The organism is Ktedonobacter sp. SOSP1-52, from assembly GCF_016587395.1.
The window spans coordinates 776437-794095 of record NZ_BNJH01000006.1 but is presented as its reverse complement, the minus strand read 5'-3'; the positions used below and the strand labels follow the sequence as shown (position 1 = coordinate 794095).

Sequence of the window (17659 nt, the reverse complement as noted above, 5' to 3'; positions counted from 1 at the left end):
GGAAGGAAAACACGATGGATCTTTGGATGTTGATAGCAAAAGCGCTGGTGAGCCTGGTGGCAATTGCAACAGTGCTAGGAGGGGCATTAGCTGATCTGGTGATTCCTGCGACAGCGAAGCAGCATATGTCCAATCCCCACTGGCCGCCACATGCCAAGTTTCATAACGGCCAAACGATCTGGCTGGGCATCTTTCTGGGGCTACTCGCGCTCTGGTTGCTCTGGTATCCTGGGGAGGCTTCGCAGATTCAATTTCATATGGGAGTTCTTGTCGCAGCGCTCTACTGGCTTTCCATGCTAGGAGCAAGCCTGCTTCCAGGAACCCGATGGATCGACCCGGAATTTGAAAAGGGATCGCCCTCTGCTATGAAGGTGGCTCCGCAAATGCGCCTCATGTTTGCTCTGCTGGCAATCTTGCTGGCGAGTGAGATTCTCCAACTTCTCTAGTGCAGGATTACGAAACCTTTTCGGAAAGGGTTAAATGTGGTTCTTCGTCGCACCCATAATATGCACAGACGCGGCAGGCCAATTGATGGGCCGAAAGCACATCATCGCGCGTTTCCAACTGGTTCCCAAGCGTTTGAGGGCGCGGCACACGCTGGTGGCGCCGCTCTCTGTCGGAATGATTCCTTGGTTGAGTCCAAAGTCGCGAGGGCCGCGGTACAAGAGATCTTGCAACGCCTCGCACGCGTCGTCGGCGATGGATCATCTGTCCCTTATTATTACTTTGTAAGAACGCATGTGTGAGGTCAACAACAGCCACCACATTCAGCATTGCATGCGCATGATCTCGCGAGGTTGAAAGCCTATCAAAATATCCATGAGTGGCGAAGCCTGAAACGTCTGATATACAGCAGAAACCTTTCTTTCCTCCCCGAACAACTAGACAACGGGATCATTCTTCTGGTAAAGTAGGAGAAAACAACATGTACCGCTCACGCGGTTAAGGAGGTTTGGATGCCTACCTGGACGACCTTTTCACTCTTCCTGCTAGCAGCCCTGGGACTGCTCTTCATTCCTGGTCCCGCTGTCTTGTTTGTCATGACGCGCAGCGTGGATCAAGGAAGGCGAGTCGGAGTCATCTCTTCACTGGGCGTCGGGGCAGCGGATCTCATCCAGACCACAGCGGCAGCCTTTGGACTCTCTGCGCTCCTGCTGACCTCTGCCCTCGCGTTTAGCGTCGTGAAATATCTTGGGGCTGCCTATCTGATCTATCTTGGCATTCGCACCCTCTTGAGACGAGATGAACCTCACCTGACGGAGAGAGCTGAGCCAAAGAGCCTTCCTCGTATGTTTTTGCAGGGCATGATGGTCGAACTGCTCAATCCCAAGACGGCTCTGTTCTTTTTAGCTTTCTTGCCACAATTTGTTGACCCGGCTCGTGGGACAATCGCCTTGCAATTTCTCCTGTTCGGGAGCCTGTACACGATCCTGGGTTTCTGTAGCCTGACGTTGTATGGGCTGGTAGCCGGAACAACAGCCACGTTGATCAAAAGGAGTACACGCTTCCAACGTATCCAACGGTATGTGACGGGAAGTATCTACATTGCTCTCGGTCTGACAGCAGCATTTGCCGGCTCAGAGAAAAAATAGCTGGCTCTGTCTCGAGCGTTTTGTCGCAGAACCGTGAGATGAAGCTAGATGCTGGTCTTGCTTACAGATCCCCGCCATGAAGCGCGAGAGCTTCAACATGAGAATCCTCGGACACAATCAAAGCACGTAAAGATCTTGATGCGCTCGTGCGTCGCCTGCCTCGGGGAGGTGGTAACGCACGATGCCAGTGTAAATTCAGGAGCAGGAACCGTGACAACCGTCTACAGGGTCATTGGTACCTGCCTGCAACTGTACGGGTGTCAGGATAGGCTGACCGGGCTCACCGAGTAGAACCGCGACAAGTACAGCCTTGCCAGACGGGCTGGGATTGTTGGCGAGCAGATGAATGCATCTATCCGGCTCATAGAAGGTATCCCCCTACCGATAGATCGTGGGCGTGTGCCCACGCATCTCAAAGAGGACGCTGCCTTCTACGACATAACCAAAGGTAGGCCCTGGATGACGATGAGGTGGGGTAGTGTATGCGCCGGGCTCCATCGCCACCTCGATTACACTTACCTGTACTGGATCGTGGACCTGCACCGTCTTCTCTAGCAGCACTGGATTTTGTGTCTTCGGGACAGGGTAGCCATCCCTCTCATGACACCAGTAACGCATGAACTCCTCCCAGGTCTGTTTACCCACAGCGGGGGCAGAATGCTAACGCTCGCTGGAGCTAAAAGTTGCAAACAGGGAGTTGGGCAGGTCTACAGCGCGCATGCGTACCTCCCTGCCTTGCACGTGGAGATAGGTCTGGATCATCTCTTCGAGGGTGAGAACCTGTGGGCCTCCCATATCCTCGACCTGCCCCGTCTCGCCTCCTTCGGCCAGAGCAAGCAGGCGCTCTGCAACTTCGCCAGTTGCGATGGTCTGCAAACGCACATTGGGCGGAACAGGGATCACGTTCAGCTTCTCAATGCCAAGCGACTGGATGAGGTGCAGAGCGAAGCTATGAAACTGGGTTGCACGCACGATAGACCAGGGAAGCTGCGATTGCATCACAATGCGTTCAGCTTCATACTTCGCCTGGTAGTAACCAGATTGTGCACGATCAATACCGACGATGGAGACATAGATGAAATGAGGCGATCCGGCCTCGCGGGCGGCATAAACGAGCATACGCGTTCCACCAATATCAGTCGCCAGCGCTCCTTGAGGCGAACTGGCACAGTGAATGATGGCATCTACGCCTTCAACTGCCTCGCGTAGCCCGGTTCCCGATGTGAGCTCGCCATAGACGGACTCGGCCCCCTCCGGAAGATCGAGATGCGTCTGACGGCTCAAAACCCGAGGCGTATGTTGATGGGCCAATAACTCGTATGGGCTTTCCAGGACGGCCATCTCTCTGCTCTTCTCTCCTTCACTCCAACCGGGACCCTGGAAATCAGGACAATGCTGCTGACCTTTTGTCTCTCCTTTGGCCTGTCGATGGAGCACGATAAAGTTGTGTCTCTCTGATGAGCCTACTTCTCTCTTCTATGTATCAACCCTTCAAACGACAGATGAAGAGGAGATAATTTCATATGAGTACAATGCAGGCGATCATTACCGATCATGAGGAAGCTTCTGGGCTGGCTATACGCGAGGTTAAGGTACCTTCTCCGGCCCCATCAGAGGCGCTGGTCCGTGTCTACTCCGTTTCGCTCAATCCGGGCGAGGTGCGAACTCTGGCTTTCCAAAAAGTCGGTTCGCGCATTGGCTGGGATCTGGCCGGAGTCGTTGAGCGAGCGGCTGCCGATGGATCGGGGCCATCAGTCGGCACTAGGGTCCTGGGTCTTGTCAATACCGGTGCCTGGGCGGAACTGGTTGCGGTTCCAACGGCAGTGTTAGTCGAAATTCCTAAGACAGTTACCTTTGCCCAGGCGGCGACCTTGCCCGTCGCCGCCTTGACGGCGCTCTATGCCCTGGAGAAAGGAGGGTTTCTCCTCAATCGTAAGGTCCTAGTCACTGGAGCCTCTGGTGGGGTCGGTCACTTTGCCTGCCAACTGGCTCGTTTGGCCGGAGCGACTGTTACGGCCTGCGTGCGCAGAGCAGAACGCGCAGCAGATTTCAAGGAACGAGGCGTTGACGAGGTAATCATTGGAGAAGACCTCTCGCTGGCTCGAAGCCCTAGCCCGTACCAACTGATCATCGATGTCCTTGGTGGACCATCTTTAGCAACAGCGTTAACGCTCCTCGCCCCTGGAGGTCTCTGTGTCAACGTTGGGGCGTCGGCCAATCCTGAAGTGACGTTGCAGATCAGGTATCACGCAGGCTTTACAGGGGGATTCACCTTCTATGGGCTCTTTCTCCTCGCTGAAATTCGACAAAGAACTGACCCTGCCCGGGACCTGAAATACCTGACCCAAATGGTTTCTCAGGGGAGATTGCGTCCACAGATCACAGTAGAGGCGTGCTGGACGGAAGTGGCCGAAGTGGTCGAGCGGCTCCTGAAGCGTGACATCGTTGGCAAGGCAGCTCTGCATATCCGCCAGGAAGTGGAAACAAATGAAGAGTGATCTACGTACTCAAGGGCACACAGTTGTGCTCACTGGGGGACTTCTGGCCTGGGTACTTCTTGCGCTAGAACGATCGCCTCAGCCCACGCCGATTGGCACCTTGCGCTTGCTGGTCGCCACGAGCCATCAGCCATGCAGACGATCAACAGGTTAAAGCGCGAAACAGGAAACCAACGGATTGAGTGGATACCACTTGATCTGGCCTTTTTGGAATCGATACGCGCGTTTGCCAGCACGTTTGCCGCCAGATCACTACCACCCTTGCATGCCATCAACTGTAATGCTGGTCTGCAAGCAGTTTCGGGGACGAGGTATACCGCAGATGGCTTTGAAATGACGTTTGGCGTCAATTGCCTCGGGCATTTTTTGCTCACGAACCTGTTGCTGCGTTCCTTGGTCACCCCAGCGCGCATCGTGTTTGTGAGCAGTACGAGCCACGACCCTGACAGACCGAAAACGCTCATGACCCGATTAATGGGCCTGATTCCACCCCGCTACTCTGACGTGAGCGCATTGGCCTGGCCGGAGCGTTCTTCCCAGGGCAATGGACAGAACGAGTCGCCTCGCGTGGTGGGCATGCGCCGCTACGCCACGTCCAAGCTGTGTGTGGTGCTCTATGCCTATGAATTCGCTCGTCGGCTCCAGGCACAGGGATACAGCATTCCAGAGCATCCCATCACAGTCAATGTTTACAATCCTGGAACTACTCCAGACACCGGGCTAGCACGCGATGCTTCTATCATCAATTTTTTCTCTTGAACTATCATATTGCCACTGTTGCTTCCTCTCTTTCCAGGCCTGACAAGTCAACAAGCCGCAGGGTCTGCACTCGCGCGGCTTGTGCTCGATCCTGGCCTGCAAAACGTGACAGGAAAGTATTTCGAGCGCATGCAGGAACGAGCTTCTTCTCAGGAGTCCTATGATCAAAGCAAGGCAGCACAACTCTGGGAGGCAAGTGCCAGCCTGGGAAATTTGCAATCAGATGAGGCACTCTTATGAGCGTTCCATCCACAGAACGCACTCCATGAGTTGCTCCGAAATTAAAATTTAAGAACGGACGTCACGAGCAGGCGCAGGTCCAGCTGGACCTGGACACAGAAGAGGTGTCCGCCTTGATCGCCATAACCAAAAGCTTGCTCGCGCTCTCTGAGGAGAAACCGGATGCGGTGGATCAAACACAGACAATCACGGATCTTGGGTCGCTGTATGCCTACCTGAAGCGGTTTTATGGATGAGCCATGGATCGAGGGGAACCAGACGCTCCTGCGCCTCTCGAAAAGAAAAGCTCGATCCCTGCATAATCCGTTTCCCTGGCTGAAGGGCAACTGCTATGTTGCAGAAGAATGTTGCAACATAGCAGCTTTATCAGACTGCCATGAGGTGACCATCGGCGCTGGGTAGCACTCACACACGCACAACATGGCTGGCCTTTTGAAACAGGAGCCATTCAGAGGTATTGTCAACTTGAAGAAGAAGCTGAAGAGCTTTTTGAGAGAAATGGAGAAGAGGAAGAAGGAAGCGGAAGATTGGAGAGGATCGTGTGGCGTTAGGCGGCAACTTCCTCGCCAGCCACCTCGCTCCACACCTGGAAGTGATCCTGCATGAGGGCGCGATAATCTCTGGCAGTGAGACGATGCCTTTTTGGTCGAAAGTGATCCAAGATCGGCCCAAAAGCGGAGAGAAAGCCTTGGGCTTGGCCAGGGGGTTTGAAGCGCCGCATGGTGCGCTCGCGTTGCCGCGTTGGTTGATGCGAACGTTCCGCTTGATCGTTTAAACCCTTGTGTTGGCGATGATCAACCTGCGATAGGATTTCCTTCTTTGCGGCGGCGTAGCTGGCCAGCTTGTCCGTGATAATCACACGTGGGACGTATTGGAGCTCTTTGAGGAGCTTGCGGAAGAAGCGTTTCGCCGCATGTTGGTTCCGTCGGCTCTGCACCACAATATCCAGCACGCTGCCATCCTGATCCACTGCCCACCAGAGAGAATGCGTTTTCCCGTTGAGCTTCAGGTACACTTCATCCATGTGCCACAGGCTGCATGGCTGATAATTTCCGGAGGAAAGCGAAAGCCTTTGTAATCGGGAGCAAGAGCGTTTGTTTTCATAAAGCTCTTCTAACATATGGTTCAGTTTCATTGCCAAGTTGACAATACCCTCTCGTTCCCACTCCTGACCTCTACAGGGAAGGTGATTCTTTTGAAAGCCGAGGCGCAGGTAGACGCGAATAGCTTGAGCATTGTGGTAGAGCCGTCAGTGTGTGTGGTTACCCAGGGCAGCAAAGAGTTCCTGCTGGGCCAGATTCATTACCACGATGATCCCTTCTATTATCTTCAGAGGACCGTTCACTTACGCCTTTTTTAGACAGAGATTACAGCTTGCTCTTACGTTCAGTCTACAAGCCTTCTTCCAACTCAAATTTAGGTTTCTACGCTGAGGTCAATTACTCCCCTATTCAAGTTGGGTCAGTCAGGATGTCACGCACTGGGTGTGCTTGCGAGGAGGCACGCACCAGAAGTTGATGTTGCAAAACAATTTCTTGTCTTGAGAGATTGGGCTGTCGCAAATTTTGCAACAAACGCAGAGCCGCTGTTCTCCCCAGTTCGTAGGCAGGCTGAGTCACTGTTGTAATGGAGATGAGATCAGGAATAGCCCAGCGCACCTCGTCGAAACCTACAACGGCAATATCTGCTGGTACACGCTTCTGGCTGGCATGGAGCGCACGTAACGCTCCCACCGTGATACGATTGTTTGCGGTCAACACCGCATCTATTGGAGGATTCACTTGCAACAAGCGCTGTATACCACGCTCACCAGTCTCTTCTCTAAATGGCCCCCGGTACTTCAGCGAGTCATCGTAAGCAATACCAGCTTCCTGCAATGCTTGCCGATACCCAAGCAGGCGCTCGTTAGCAGTTGTAACGGAACCTGGGCCTGTAATGATGCCGATGCGACGATAGCCATTCCCAATCAGGTGGGCTATAGCCTCTTTCGCCGCCAAAGCATTATTGACGAGAACAGCATCCACTGAAGAATCGCGAACACGCCTATCGACGGTCACAATAGGAATATTATGTCCTTGAAGAATGGCAAGTGCATCTAGTCGCTCCCTTGAAGGCACAATGATTGCACCCGCTACTGACTCGGCTGCCAGGATCTTCATATATTGCGCCTCTTTCTGGGGATCTTCAGTGGTATTACAAATAACAAGTAGATAGCCATTTTCCTGTGAAACCTCCTCCACACCACGCATGAGATCTATAAAATAGGGATTCTGGATATCGGAAACAAGCAAACCAAGAAGCGCAGAACGGCTACCAGCCAGCGCACGAGCCGCCCTATTGGGTTCATAATTGAGCATCTGCATGGCAGATTGTACCCGTTCTGCAAGTTGAGGATCAACCGTAGTGGAGCCATTAAGGACACGAGAAACTGTTGCCATAGAAACACGTGCCAATTGCGCCACTTCGCGGATGGTGACAGGCTTCTTGAATTGAGAATGTTGCGTCGAATCTGCCATAAATGTTAGAGACTCCTCCCCAGGTATGCCATACGCTACTATCTGGCCAACACAAATGTATTTTCCGTCCTTTTCAAGAAGAGTAAAAGTAAACGCTTTCTTATAAAGCCCTTCTTAGAAAGACAGCCGCTCATCACCAACAGGCATAGTATAGCTTATCTCTAGTGTTTAAGCAAGTTTGATCATATTTTTACGGTAGAACTAGTGAAATCTTGACAAATCCATAAAAGTGATTTACGCTAGTGTGAGAAAGCGCTTTCTTGATCTGGCCATCTTTAGCAACGTGACACATCCCCTCACGATAGGGAATTGGTGTTTTATAACGGTATAGTAGATATCCTAGTAGGCCCTGCCGATTGTCATAACATTCTTCTTCGCGCAGAGGTACTTTATTCGTGGAGTCGCATTGACTGGTATGGATCGCTAGCCACCAGAGGGAGAGATAACCAATGCGCCACTATGGGCAAGTCATACGCATTAAACCTGATTGTATAGAAGAGTACGAGCGCATGCATGCATCGGTCTGGCCCGAGGTCTTAGCGACCATTCATGCCTGTAACATGCGCAACTATACCATTTTCCGCTACAAAACATGGCTTTTTGCTTACTTCGAATATGTTGGCGATGATTTCGCCGTGGACATGAAACGGATGGCGCAAGACCCCATGACACAGCAATGGTGGTCCCATACCGATCCTATGCAAGAGCCTGTGGAAGGGAATACCGAGGGATCCTGGTGGACTATTATGAAGGATGTTTTTCACACAGATTAGCGAGAAAAGGAGAGCTAATATGTATCGAACAGAAGCGAAGAAAGACATTCAGCAGGGTATACAAGCTGGCCCATTTGACGCAAATTGGGAATCGCTCAAAGGCTATACGATCCCGCCCTGGTATGAGGATGCTAAGTTTGGAATTTTTATTCATTGGGGCGTATATGCTGTTCCCGGTTTTGGGAACGAGTGGTACCCACGGAACATGTACCTGCAAGATTCACCCGAATTCAAGCATCATCTGGCGACGTATGGTTCACAGAAGCAATCTGGCTACAAGGATCTCATTGCTCAGTTTAGCGCGGATAAGTTCGATCCCGATGCCTGGGCGAATTTATTCAGACAGGCAGGGGCACAGTTTGTGGTTCCTGTGGCTGAACACCACGATGGTTTTGCGCTCTACGATTGTAGCTTTTCAGAGTGGAACGCGGTCAAAATGGGACCAAAGCGCGACATCATCGGAGAACTGGCTGAAGCCGTACGCAAACAATGGCTTGTCTTCGGCCTCTCCAGTCACCGAGCTGAACACTGGTGGTTCTTCAATGGTGGTATGGCCTTTGACTCCGATGTGCAAGACCCTCGCTTTATCGGCTTGTATGGCCCGGCACAACCCGAAACACTCCCCCCAAACGAGGAATTTCTTGATGACTGGCTGGCTCGAACATGTGAACTCGTGGATAAGTATCAACCGCAGATCGTCTGGTTCGACTGGTGGATTGAGCAGCCAGCCTTCAGCCCATACTTACAGCAATTTGCCGCCTACTACTACAATCGCGCAGCACAGTGGCAGCGAGGCGTAGCTGTTAACTATAAGCACCAGGCATTTCCTGAAGAGGCTGCTGTTTATGATATTGAGCGTGGACAGCTCTCTACTATTCGACGGCGGTTCTGGCAGACAGATACATCGCTCTCCAAGAATTCCTGGGGGTACGTTAAAAACCAGGAGTATAAAACGGTTGAAGCGGTCATTGGCGATCTGGTTGACATTGTGAGCAAGAACGGGGCTTTACTCCTCAATATTGGTCCTCGTCCTGATGGAACAATTCCCGACGCGGAAGAAAAGATGTTGTTAGAGATCGGACGCTGGCTCAGAGTGAATGGTGAGGCAATCTATGGCACGCGTCCCTGGACAATCTTTGGGGAGGGGCCAACTCATATTGAAAACGGCAGCTTTACCGATACACATAGAACAAGCTTTACCAACCAGGACATTCGCTTTACAGTGAGGGGAGAAGTCCTATATGCTATTATTCTCGCATGGCCGGACAATGGCCGCGTGACCATCAAATCGCTGGCGAATGACAACAATATATTCGGCAAACAGATCGGGAAGGTCGCATTGTTGGGGCAGCAAGAGGAAGTTCAGTGGAAGCATGATGCAGGTGGGCTAACTGTTGAGATGCCTTCCCAAAAGCCCTGCGAGCATGCCTTTGTGCTAAAAATCTCCGCCCAAAATTAAAGTATTGAAGGATGGCAAGATAAAAGAGATATGAAAGCTATTCTTTTAGAGAAACCCGGTCAATTCAATCTCCTTGAGCAGGAAGAGCCAGAAGCCCCCGGCCCAGGTTATACCCTTGTACGTGTTCGTCATGTGGGGATCTGTGGCACAGACCTGCATGCCTTTCGCGGGGAGCAGCCCTTCTTCACTTATCCGCGTATTCTAGGACACGAGTTGAGCGTTGAGGTGATGGCAACTGAACAAGGGGATATCGCCCTAACAGGTGGGGCTCTCTGTGCTGTTGAACCTTACTTCAATTGCGGGTATTGTCCAGCCTGTTTGCGTGGAAAACCAAACTGCTGCATCAATCTCAATGTCTTTGGGGTCCATATCGACGGAGGTATGCGCGAATTTGCATACATCCCAACGGCAAAATTACATCCATCCACCACTCTCGCCTCAGAACAATTGGCCCTGGTGGAACCCCTGGCTATAGGCGCCCATGCCGTCAGCCGCGCACAGCTGTCTTCACATGAGCGCGTGCTTGTCGTAGGAGCAGGACCAATTGGATTGGCTGTTACTCAATGTGCATTGCTTGCCGGCGCACAGGTGATAGTAATGGATATGAGTGAGCAAAGATTGGCATTTTGTCAGGGTCTCTGGCCTCAAGTGATCTGCCTTCATACTCAGAGTAATGCACTGGCTCTTCTCCAACGAGAGGTCGGAGATGATCTCCCCCCAGTGGTCTTCGATGCGACCGGAAATTCGCAATCTATGCATGCTGCCTTTTCCTATGTTGGTTATGCAGGGCGCCTGATCTTCGTTGGCCTCTTTCAAGGCGATATTAGTTTCCACGATCCTGATTTTCACCGCCGCGAATTGACGGTGCTGAGTAGTCGCAATGCTACCTTCAAGGATTTCCGTTTCGTGATTCATGCTCTTGAAAAGGGGCATATCAATATCGCTCCCTGGATTACCCATCGAACCACGTCAGATAATGTCCTTGAATCCTTGCCTCTCTGGTTCGGTGGTAGGAGTGACTTGCTTAAGGGAGTAATAGCATTTTAGCAACGTCGACAGCTAGAACCATGAGAAAAGTTCTGACAGGAGAGACTTTATGCCACAGCCCCCTCACTCCCTCGTCATCCATTGGGAAAAACGGGCTTACAAGTGACCTCGCTTTGCCCACGAGATGCTCATGTAGGGTTACACCACGCGGGAGGAAAAAGAGAAGAATAGAGATGGAGGCTTCGATCTAGAAATCGCGCGCAAATTGTGCCTATGAGCCAGACCATGAGACTGATCCGGGTGAGTGCAGGAACCACCCATTGTTGCGCTGGCGAGAAGACTATTTTTGGCCAGCAGCACGCAGAAGAGAATCTTTGTTTCTCCTCACCCATTTCGAAGGCTCCTTTTTGAAGAGAGAGGAGAACAGGAGCATTGAGATGGATATCATCTCTACAAATTGTGCAGGTCTGGATGTACACAAGAAGACCGTGAAAGCCTGTCTCTTGACACAAACGTCCAACGACCAACCTCACAAAGAGTTTCGTACCTATTTTACGACCACAGAGGAGTTGTTAAAGCTCTGCGACTGGCTCAAAGACCAAGGATGTACACACGTCGCCTTCGAGGCAACTGGTGTCTATTGGAAGCCGGTGTTCAACCTGCTGGAAAGCAGTTTTGCAGTCCTCGTCGTCAATGCACAGCATATGCGCATCCGTCCCTGGACGCAAAACGGATGTGAAGGACGCCGAGTGGGCACGCCCGTATAGCGCTCTGTACATTGCTCCATAAGGAGTCACGGGTAGAGAGATCCCGTGTGGTCAACGAACTGACCGGAGATGGAAACGTTACAAGGGAACAAAGCATGTTCGCAAAGCGCCAGACCTGGAAGTCAGCAGACAGGCTGTGATGCAAGACCAAAGAGTGGTATGGCTAAAGCCAGATTGCCTTAAACCCAGTCTCTTGGCCTTAAGCGTCAGGGTGGCTGAAGCGCACGCAGAAGAGGTTTACGGGAGCTTATCCATTCGGTTCCTGTACTCTCTATCCACCTCTCAGCGGGGAAGAAGCCCCGTAAAAGAGACGAACGGGAGCCTAAACCACTCATACGATGCAGAGAGAAGACGAAACGGGGATGTCCTACGTCAGGAAGCCGATAAGGCTATGAGCGCAGGCTCTGAAAATCTGATAAGGACACGGAGCTTTCGTAGTAGTGCGCCCATGTGGCACAAGAATCTCTCTCACCCGTCGGGGTGGGTCCACTGAAGCAGAGTGGATAAACCAGCAACTTACTTTCGCTCGAAAGAGTCGAGGGGACCGTAGCATGGTGTATCAAAGGCGAGTGAAGCCCTAGTACCAGGGGCCAGAGGCTCGTCAGGTAAGTCGTGTATGGTGAAGACTGATTATCTCAAGCCCAGTCAAGGCGGAATTGGAGCAGCCCACAGGACACGGTACTAACGCCTGTGTTCGACATTGCAGAGAACGGTACTATTTCCCGACAAAGCTTCCGTCGAAGCCTACCCGTACGGAACGGGAAAAGACGTAAAGGACACCTGGAGCACGAACTGAGATTCTTGGAGGCAACTTGGGGTTTACCCTAACCACCGCAAGGTGTATGGGTACAGAGGGACCGAAGTAGTCGCGGAAGTCACGCTCCGCCGGGGTCTGTGAGAAAGACATAGACAGGGCGAAGGGTCCCAGGAACTCGTCTCAGCGGCAGAGGTTGGCCTGGATGGGCCACAAGATCTTTGCGCAACGAGGCAAAGAGTTCTGGAGAGCTACAGTGCCATGAAAGTGGCCCGTCACGTTCGGGAAGGGGCCGTTGGAAAAGGGCTGAGTTCAAGAACCATCTGGTATTCTAGGCAGGTCAGGATAGCATCTATCCCAGAACGGCGTCAGGTCATCGATCTGCCTGCCTAGCGGCTCTGGGTGAGAGAGCATCGCGTGGAAGAAATGCACTGTCCAGCGTGTTGCTGGATCACCACCTCCATACATGGAGCAAGCACCACCAGAATGCTTGGAACCCCATCAGCCAGAAACCTTTTGCTGCACCTTTATCATCCTGAGATTACGCTCGGCCTGGTTGTTGCCAAAAGGCAGGGCAAAATCATGGAGGAATCGGAGCACTTCCCACTTCCTCTGAGAGAAACGGTCCAGCAAATTGCGTGCTGGGCTTTGTCTGGCGATCTCAATGGTTCGTTCGATCAAGCTGCCGGTCCATCTGAGCGTTAATGAGTCGCTTCCGAAAGGCCACGAGCGTGCCTTTGCTAAATGGTGCTTGATCGGCGTCTAGATAATCCAGTACGACCTGCCACCAACGATCCATCAGCGTCACCTCAAGCACTTCATCATCTGAGACACTCGTGTAGACTTGCAGAAGAGGGGCCAGAGCCAGTTACACTGGTGGAATGGGTGGTTGCCCAAACGGGCTATTTGGATACATGGCTGCCAATTCTTCCTGAAACTCCTTACTGAAGAGGACGTTCCGAGAATGGCGGAGAAACACAAACAGTCTGGCTCGGCGAATGCACTGAATGATCGCCAGCTCTCTCGCTAAGAGAGCTACGGGAGGTGCCAGAACCAAGGTCACGTCATCACGCACCTTTCTTTCGGCTTGGGGAAAAGATCAGAAATGGAAAGGGCGGTTGATAAAGTAGTATATGTTTTTCAGGGGTAATTTCAGGAAAAGAGGGAATAGTGAGGAGAGACTCCATATTCCCCCCTCTGTCAAAAATGATCAGCAGGCGAATTTGTGGTATATGAGCATAGTGGTATTGTACAAGTATGAAGGAGTGTAATGCTCACAGATGTGCTCACGCGCTGCCTCCAAGGGACCGACCTCCGTCGAGAAGCAGCACCTGCCCAGTGATAAAGCGAGTCGCGGGATCAGCAAAGAAGGCCACGGCCTGAGCGATGTCCTCAGCTTCAGGCATTTGCCCGCCGGGATAGCTGGCTGCGAGCTGCGCCAGGTTCTCTTGAGACCGTCCTGCCAGCAGCGGTGTCATGACCGGACCCGGCGCGACCACGTTGACCGCTATTTGCCGGCTGGTGAGCTCAAGCGCCATGGTGCGCGTCAGGCCAACCACGGCTGCTTTGGAGGCGACGTAATGGGCATGGTGGCGCGACCCAAGATAGGCACGTGAGCCGATATTGATGATTCTCCCGCCCTCCGACATTCGGGCGAGAGCGGCCTGGGACACGCTGAAGAGGCCAACGACGTTCACCTCGTACATGCGGCGCATATCTTCTGGAGCGATGCCTTCGAGCGTCTTTTCATCTTCCACCCCAGCGCTATTGACGAGCACATGAACTGAGCCGAGAGAGGCGAAGGCATTGACAATGGCTTCGCGCTGGGTGATGTCGCATTCCACCGCGGCCCCTTGGAATCCCCCCTTTTCGATCAAGGCTACCGTTTCCCTGGCCGAGTCTCGATTGCGGTCGAGAACTACTATATTCACGTCTGGTCCGGCAAGCCGCTGAGCGCAGGCACGCCCAATGCCACTGCCCGCTCCGGTCACAACAATGATCCGTTTGCCTGATTCCTGCGTCATTGTTCTTTCCCTCTTCTCTCATTGAGCATCAAGAGCTTTCACACGCACATGTATTTCTGAATTCTTTTGACTCTATCCGCCCGGATGAATACAACTGTAAAGGCACCGGCTGCACATCCGGCAGTACTCTTACATGGCCCATACTGACGTTGCGCCCCTGTTCAGGAGATTAGAAATGAGAGGTATCCTGGTCTTCCTGATCGATCCACCCAAGCGCTAGCAGGTCTGTTGACAACAAGTGTTGTTGCAGTTCGGTAAGTGTCCCACCCAGATTCACTGCATTGGCGGTAATGCCTCTGTCTCCAAAATATTGGGTCAGGCCGACAGCAAACAAGGCATTCGCTGTTTTCGACTGCCCATACGCTTTCCATTTGTCATAGGGGCAATTCTGATACTGGCGATCCTCGAAGTGAATGTCAGAACGATGATGGGCGCTGGATGAGAGCACCACGACACGAGGTGGTGCTGCAGCGAGGAGGGCAGGAAGGAGCAGGCACGTTAACAGATAATGCCCCAGATAGTTCATTCTCAATTGCAGTCCAAAGCCATCCAAGGTCACGCCCTGTGGGGGAGCCATGACCCCTGCGTTATTCACGAGGACATGCAAGGTGGCCCACCGAGCAAGAAACTGCGATGCTGCCTGGCGGATCGAGGCAAGCAAACCGAGATCCACTTCCAGAACATGTGCCTCTTGATTAGTCGTGGTTTCGCGCAACTGCTGAGCAGCGTGCTCTCCTTTTGCGAGGACGCATACAGAGAGTATCACTTCAGCATGCGCTGAGAGCAATGCACGGGTGGTCTCAATACCTAAACCCGATGAGGCATCAGCGACCAGCACCGTTTTCCCGCTCAGGTCATGTCCAGCAACCACGTCAGTAGCTGTCGCCTGGGCTATGAATGGAGAAGCGATGGTCATCGTATTCCCTCCTCTTCTTCTGTCGTCGTCGCAGGAAAAGGGATGGCAGGAGACGAGGCAGCCAGGATCTCTTCCTGCTCATTGTAACAGACAATTTCTTCGGTTAACGCCTCCATATACTGCATCAGCTGTTGTATCTGTTGTGCTAGAAGGCGCTGGTGGTCTTCCAGGATGAGACGACGTTCCGTGGTCGTCTGTGGACCCTGGCGGCGCAACTGAGCAAAGTAGCTGATTTGCGTGAGAGGCATACCAGTCTCACGTAAGCGTATGATCAAATTGATCCAATCGAGATCTGCCTGCCTGTACTGACGCTGGCCGTTTGCCGCTCGTCTCACCGGCCCAATCAGCCTGATACGCTCATAGTAACGCAACGTATCGATGGAGAGGCCCGCCCGTTGAGCTACTTGTCGAATCGTACATAGTGCTTCCATGTCAGAACTATACACGCTGGAGTGGACTCCAGGTCAAGAGGAAAGCAACGTTTTCCAGAAATCCCAGGCAACTCTCTCTCCTCCACTATTTTACTGATGCTCTACTGCTGCGTTCCTCATTGGTATGAATAAAACGCTGAATCAAGGTTTAGAACCAATGCAGGCATGTTTTATCCATAGACTCTGCCTGGCAGTAATGATAGCGCCAATGAGGAATAAAGCATTAGTGCTCTATTCCTCATTGGTGCTACGATAAAAAAGAAGGCAAGTTACCAAGAGAGGAGCAGAACCATGCCGAAACACCTCCAAGCCCGAGTAGCGCAAGATGAAGAGGAAGAACGCCAGGTGCGAAAACTTGCCAGGAGCCTTCATACCCCAGCTGATTGGAAGTTTCATGCCCACATGGTGGTGGAGAGCTGGGCAGGCAAGACGCCTCAAGAGATCGCCACCACGCTCTCATGTCATCCCAGGACCGTGTGCATCCACCTGAACCGCTTTAATGCGCAAGGGATCAACGGCCTGGGAATACGGGAAGGAGCAGGACGCAAACCGCGTTTGACTGAGCAGGAGCGCAGCCGGATTCTCGCCCTGGCGAAGCAACCACCCCCTGGGAAATTGGAAAGATATGCGGATGGAACCCTGGATGCCCAAGATGAGGAAGGGTCAGCCCAATGGAGCCTGGATGCCCTCACCTTGAGCAAAGGCTGCCACTTCTCCCATCCAGGAAGGAGAGGAGGGAATGGATTGCGGCGTAATCTGGATAGTTACCACAGAACGTTACTCCATGACGCGCAAGACGATTTTCCCGCGCAGGTGCTGGCTCTCACCGCGCTCATGCGCCTGGCGCGCTTCCCAAAGAGGCATCACCATATCGAGAGCCACACGCACGCGCCCAGCGTCGATCAGTCTGCCAATTTCGATCAGTTGTGCTGCATCAGCACGCATCCGACAGAGCGAAATGGTGACGGAAACCTCGGCTGCGTGTTCGGCGGAGTAATGGCCCAGGAAAATCGGAACCAGCCTGCCACCTTGCTTGAGGACGTTCAGCAGGCGATCACCCTCCTTGGCACCCACCGTATCCAGGACCAGATCGACCTCATGGGCTGCATGTTCCAGGAGCGTGGTCGTGTAGTCGATGAAGTGATCGACGCCGATTTCGCGCAGAAACGCCTCGTGACGTCCCGATGCCACCCCGATGACCCGGGCCCCCTGGCCTTTGCCAATTGCACTGCCAGGTGGCCGACCCCACCAGCCGCGCCGTTGATCAGAACGCTCTGCTCAGCTTCTAGCATCCCGTATTCAAAGAGCGCTTGCCAGGCCGTCAGTGCTGCTGTCGGGACGGCTGCCGCTTGGAGATGATCGATGGTTGCCGGTTTGGGGGCCAGATTTGAGGCTCTCGTCGTCGTATATTCCGCATACGCCCCAACATAGGTGCCGGTCCCTCCCGCAAGAGCCTCTCCAAGGCGCGTCTGGCCATACACCGCATCGCCTTGCTGAAACGTGGTGACATCTGGTCCGACCGCCTCGACGATCCCTGAGGCGTCATGGCCCAGAATAAGAGGTAGGGATGGGCGAGGAGGCCGACGGCTCTCGGGGAAGTCTGCGAAGCCGCTACGGGTCTTCCAATCACTGGGGTTGACCCCCGCAGCAGCGACACGAAGCAGAACCTCGCCCGGTCCGGCTGTGGGACGCGACACCTCCTCGTATGTCAAGACCTCCGGGCCTCCATAGGTATGAATCTGTATCACTTTCATCGTTGCAGTGCTCATGATGCTGTCCTTTCTTGTGCATGAGCGTCAGCAGCAGAAGCCAGCTGACGCGAGCCTTTTTCTTCATCATCTTCATCTGCTTGTCATTGTAGGATGAGTAGGATAGAATGTGAAGTAGGCACTCTTTTTTCACCTTGTTTCAAAAAAGAAACTTGCTCTCTTCTTGAAAGGAGA

17 protein-coding genes and 4 pseudogenes are annotated in these 17659 nt (G+C 52.9%); 11 read left to right on the top strand and 10 right to left on the bottom strand.

What is annotated here, in order from left to right; translation table 11 throughout:
• Positions 1 to 14 precede the first annotated feature (14 nt).
• Both JMJ16_RS48715 and JMJ16_RS48710 read left to right on the top strand, forming a co-directional pair.
• Positions 15 to 446 carry a DUF6640 family protein gene (locus JMJ16_RS48715; protein WP_201393441.1) on the top strand — a complete coding sequence of 144 codons (432 nt, stop codon included), beginning with the start codon at positions 15 to 17 and terminating at the stop codon, positions 444 to 446.
• 510 nt (positions 447 to 956) lie between these two features.
• On the top strand, positions 957 to 1592 hold the full coding sequence (locus JMJ16_RS48710; RefSeq protein ID WP_201393439.1) for a LysE family translocator: 636 nt from the start codon (positions 957 to 959) through the stop codon (positions 1590 to 1592).
• Positions 1593 to 1970: 378 nt separating this feature from the next.
• Here JMJ16_RS48710 and JMJ16_RS48705 read toward each other — a convergent pair whose 3' ends face one another.
• Positions 1971 to 2210, bottom strand: a complete 240-nt coding sequence (locus tag JMJ16_RS48705) for a cupin domain-containing protein (RefSeq protein WP_201393437.1) — start codon at positions 2208 to 2210, stop codon at positions 1971 to 1973.
• Between the two features lie 42 nt (positions 2211 to 2252).
• A complete protein-coding gene (locus tag JMJ16_RS48700; RefSeq protein ID WP_201393435.1) occupies positions 2253 to 3029 on the bottom strand; it encodes an SDR family oxidoreductase in 777 nt (258 codons plus the stop codon).
• 86 nt (positions 3030 to 3115) lie between these two features.
• On the opposite strand from JMJ16_RS48700, the gene JMJ16_RS48695 reads away from it, so the two are divergent.
• The 3 genes from JMJ16_RS48695 to JMJ16_RS48685 are packed head-to-tail and all read left to right on the top strand — an operon-like array spanning position 3116 to position 5089.
• Complete coding sequence (locus tag JMJ16_RS48695; protein WP_201393433.1) at positions 3116 to 4090, top strand: zinc-binding dehydrogenase; 975 nt, start codon at positions 3116 to 3118, stop codon at positions 4088 to 4090.
• 48 nt (positions 4091 to 4138) lie between these two features.
• Positions 4139 to 4849 (top strand): SDR family NAD(P)-dependent oxidoreductase, encoded by a 711-nt coding sequence (locus JMJ16_RS48690; protein WP_201393659.1) that lies wholly within the window; start codon positions 4139 to 4141, stop codon positions 4847 to 4849.
• Between the two features lie 9 nt (positions 4850 to 4858).
• Positions 4859 to 5089, top strand: a complete 231-nt coding sequence (locus JMJ16_RS48685; protein ID WP_201393431.1) for a hypothetical protein — start codon at positions 4859 to 4861, stop codon at positions 5087 to 5089.
• Positions 5090 to 5636: 547 nt separating this feature from the next.
• On the opposite strand, the pseudogene JMJ16_RS48680 reads toward JMJ16_RS48685, so the two are convergent.
• Positions 5637 to 6193 (bottom strand): annotated as a pseudogene (locus tag JMJ16_RS48680) (IS6 family transposase).
• Positions 6194 to 6284: 91 nt separating this feature from the next.
• On the opposite strand from JMJ16_RS48680, the gene JMJ16_RS48675 reads away from it, so the two are divergent.
• A complete protein-coding gene (locus JMJ16_RS48675; RefSeq protein ID WP_201393429.1) occupies positions 6285 to 6449 on the top strand; it encodes an AraC family transcriptional regulator N-terminal domain-containing protein in 165 nt (54 codons plus the stop codon).
• Between the two features lie 91 nt (positions 6450 to 6540).
• Here the strand turns inward: JMJ16_RS48675 and JMJ16_RS48670 are convergent, their stop codons facing one another.
• Positions 6541 to 7605: a LacI family DNA-binding transcriptional regulator gene (locus JMJ16_RS48670; protein WP_201393427.1), complete on the bottom strand. Its 1065-nt coding sequence runs from the start codon at positions 7603 to 7605 to the stop codon at positions 6541 to 6543.
• A gap of 449 nt (positions 7606 to 8054) precedes the next feature.
• Between JMJ16_RS48670 and JMJ16_RS48665 the strand changes: the two genes are divergently transcribed.
• From JMJ16_RS48665 to JMJ16_RS48650, 4 genes are all read left to right on the top strand, one after another.
• A complete protein-coding gene (locus JMJ16_RS48665; protein ID WP_201393425.1) occupies positions 8055 to 8378 on the top strand; it encodes an L-rhamnose mutarotase in 324 nt (107 codons plus the stop codon).
• A 19-nt stretch (positions 8379 to 8397) separates the two neighbouring features.
• Entirely contained in the window at positions 8398 to 9837 is a 1440-nt protein-coding gene (locus tag JMJ16_RS48660; protein ID WP_201393423.1) for an alpha-L-fucosidase, read from the top strand.
• 30 nt (positions 9838 to 9867) lie between these two features.
• Positions 9868 to 10884 (top strand): zinc-binding alcohol dehydrogenase family protein, encoded by a 1017-nt coding sequence (locus JMJ16_RS48655; RefSeq protein WP_201393421.1) that lies wholly within the window; start codon positions 9868 to 9870, stop codon positions 10882 to 10884.
• Positions 10885 to 11261: 377 nt separating this feature from the next.
• Complete coding sequence (locus tag JMJ16_RS48650) at positions 11262 to 11591, top strand: transposase (RefSeq protein ID WP_201393419.1); 330 nt, start codon at positions 11262 to 11264, stop codon at positions 11589 to 11591.
• A gap of 1258 nt (positions 11592 to 12849) precedes the next feature.
• Here the strand turns inward: JMJ16_RS48650 and JMJ16_RS48645 are convergent.
• The 5 genes and pseudogenes from JMJ16_RS48645 to JMJ16_RS48625 all read right to left on the bottom strand — a co-directional run.
• Positions 12850 to 12999, bottom strand: a pseudogene (locus JMJ16_RS48645) (transposase); the annotation flags it as partial.
• Positions 13000 to 13006: 7 nt separating this feature from the next.
• Positions 13007 to 13195, bottom strand: a complete 189-nt coding sequence (locus tag JMJ16_RS57675) for a hypothetical protein (RefSeq protein ID WP_374229185.1) — start codon at positions 13193 to 13195, stop codon at positions 13007 to 13009.
• A gap of 436 nt (positions 13196 to 13631) precedes the next feature.
• Entirely contained in the window at positions 13632 to 14369 is a 738-nt protein-coding gene (locus tag JMJ16_RS48635; protein WP_201393417.1) for an SDR family NAD(P)-dependent oxidoreductase, read from the bottom strand.
• Positions 14370 to 14538: 169 nt separating this feature from the next.
• Positions 14539 to 15285, bottom strand: coding sequence for an SDR family NAD(P)-dependent oxidoreductase (locus tag JMJ16_RS48630; protein ID WP_201393415.1), 747 nt, complete (start codon positions 15283 to 15285; stop codon positions 14539 to 14541).
• Entirely contained in the window at positions 15282 to 15731 is a 450-nt protein-coding gene (locus tag JMJ16_RS48625) for a MerR family transcriptional regulator (protein WP_236602054.1), read from the bottom strand. The genes JMJ16_RS48630 and JMJ16_RS48625 overlap by 4 nt, the downstream gene beginning before the upstream one ends.
• A gap of 276 nt (positions 15732 to 16007) precedes the next feature.
• Here JMJ16_RS48625 and JMJ16_RS56560 point away from each other — a divergent pair.
• Positions 16008 to 16226 (top strand): annotated as a pseudogene (locus JMJ16_RS56560) (helix-turn-helix domain-containing protein); the annotation flags it as partial.
• Positions 16227 to 16493: 267 nt separating this feature from the next.
• Here the strand turns inward: JMJ16_RS56560 and JMJ16_RS57670 are convergent.
• Positions 16494 to 17485 (bottom strand): annotated as a pseudogene (locus tag JMJ16_RS57670) (NADP-dependent oxidoreductase).
• Between the last annotated feature and the right edge of the window lie 174 nt (positions 17486 to 17659).

Bases quoted from the DNA above. Each gene is read 5' to 3' on its own strand.
- JMJ16_RS48715 (WP_201393441.1), top strand. From the start codon at position 15: ATGGATCTTTGGATGTTGATAGCAAAAGCGCTGGTGAGCCTGGTGGCA.
- JMJ16_RS48710 (WP_201393439.1), top strand. From the start codon at position 957: ATGCCTACCTGGACGACCTTTTCACTCTTCCTGCTAGCAGCCCTGGGA.
- JMJ16_RS48705 (WP_201393437.1), bottom strand. From the start codon at position 2,210: ATGCGTTACTGGTGTCATGAGAGGGATGGCTACCCTGTCCCGAAGACA.
- JMJ16_RS48695 (WP_201393433.1), top strand. From the start codon at position 3,116: ATGAGTACAATGCAGGCGATCATTACCGATCATGAGGAAGCTTCTGGG.
- JMJ16_RS48670 (WP_201393427.1), bottom strand. From the start codon at position 7,605: ATGGCAGATTCGACGCAACATTCTCAATTCAAGAAGCCTGTCACCATC.
- JMJ16_RS48665 (WP_201393425.1), top strand. From the start codon at position 8,055: ATGCGCCACTATGGGCAAGTCATACGCATTAAACCTGATTGTATAGAA.
- JMJ16_RS48660 (WP_201393423.1), top strand. From the start codon at position 8,398: ATGTATCGAACAGAAGCGAAGAAAGACATTCAGCAGGGTATACAAGCT.
- JMJ16_RS48655 (WP_201393421.1), top strand. From the start codon at position 9,868: ATGAAAGCTATTCTTTTAGAGAAACCCGGTCAATTCAATCTCCTTGAG.
- JMJ16_RS48650 (WP_201393419.1), top strand. From the start codon at position 11,262: ATGGATATCATCTCTACAAATTGTGCAGGTCTGGATGTACACAAGAAG.
- JMJ16_RS48635 (WP_201393417.1), bottom strand. From the start codon at position 14,369: ATGACGCAGGAATCAGGCAAACGGATCATTGTTGTGACCGGAGCGGGC.
- JMJ16_RS48630 (WP_201393415.1), bottom strand. From the start codon at position 15,285: ATGACCATCGCTTCTCCATTCATAGCCCAGGCGACAGCTACTGACGTG.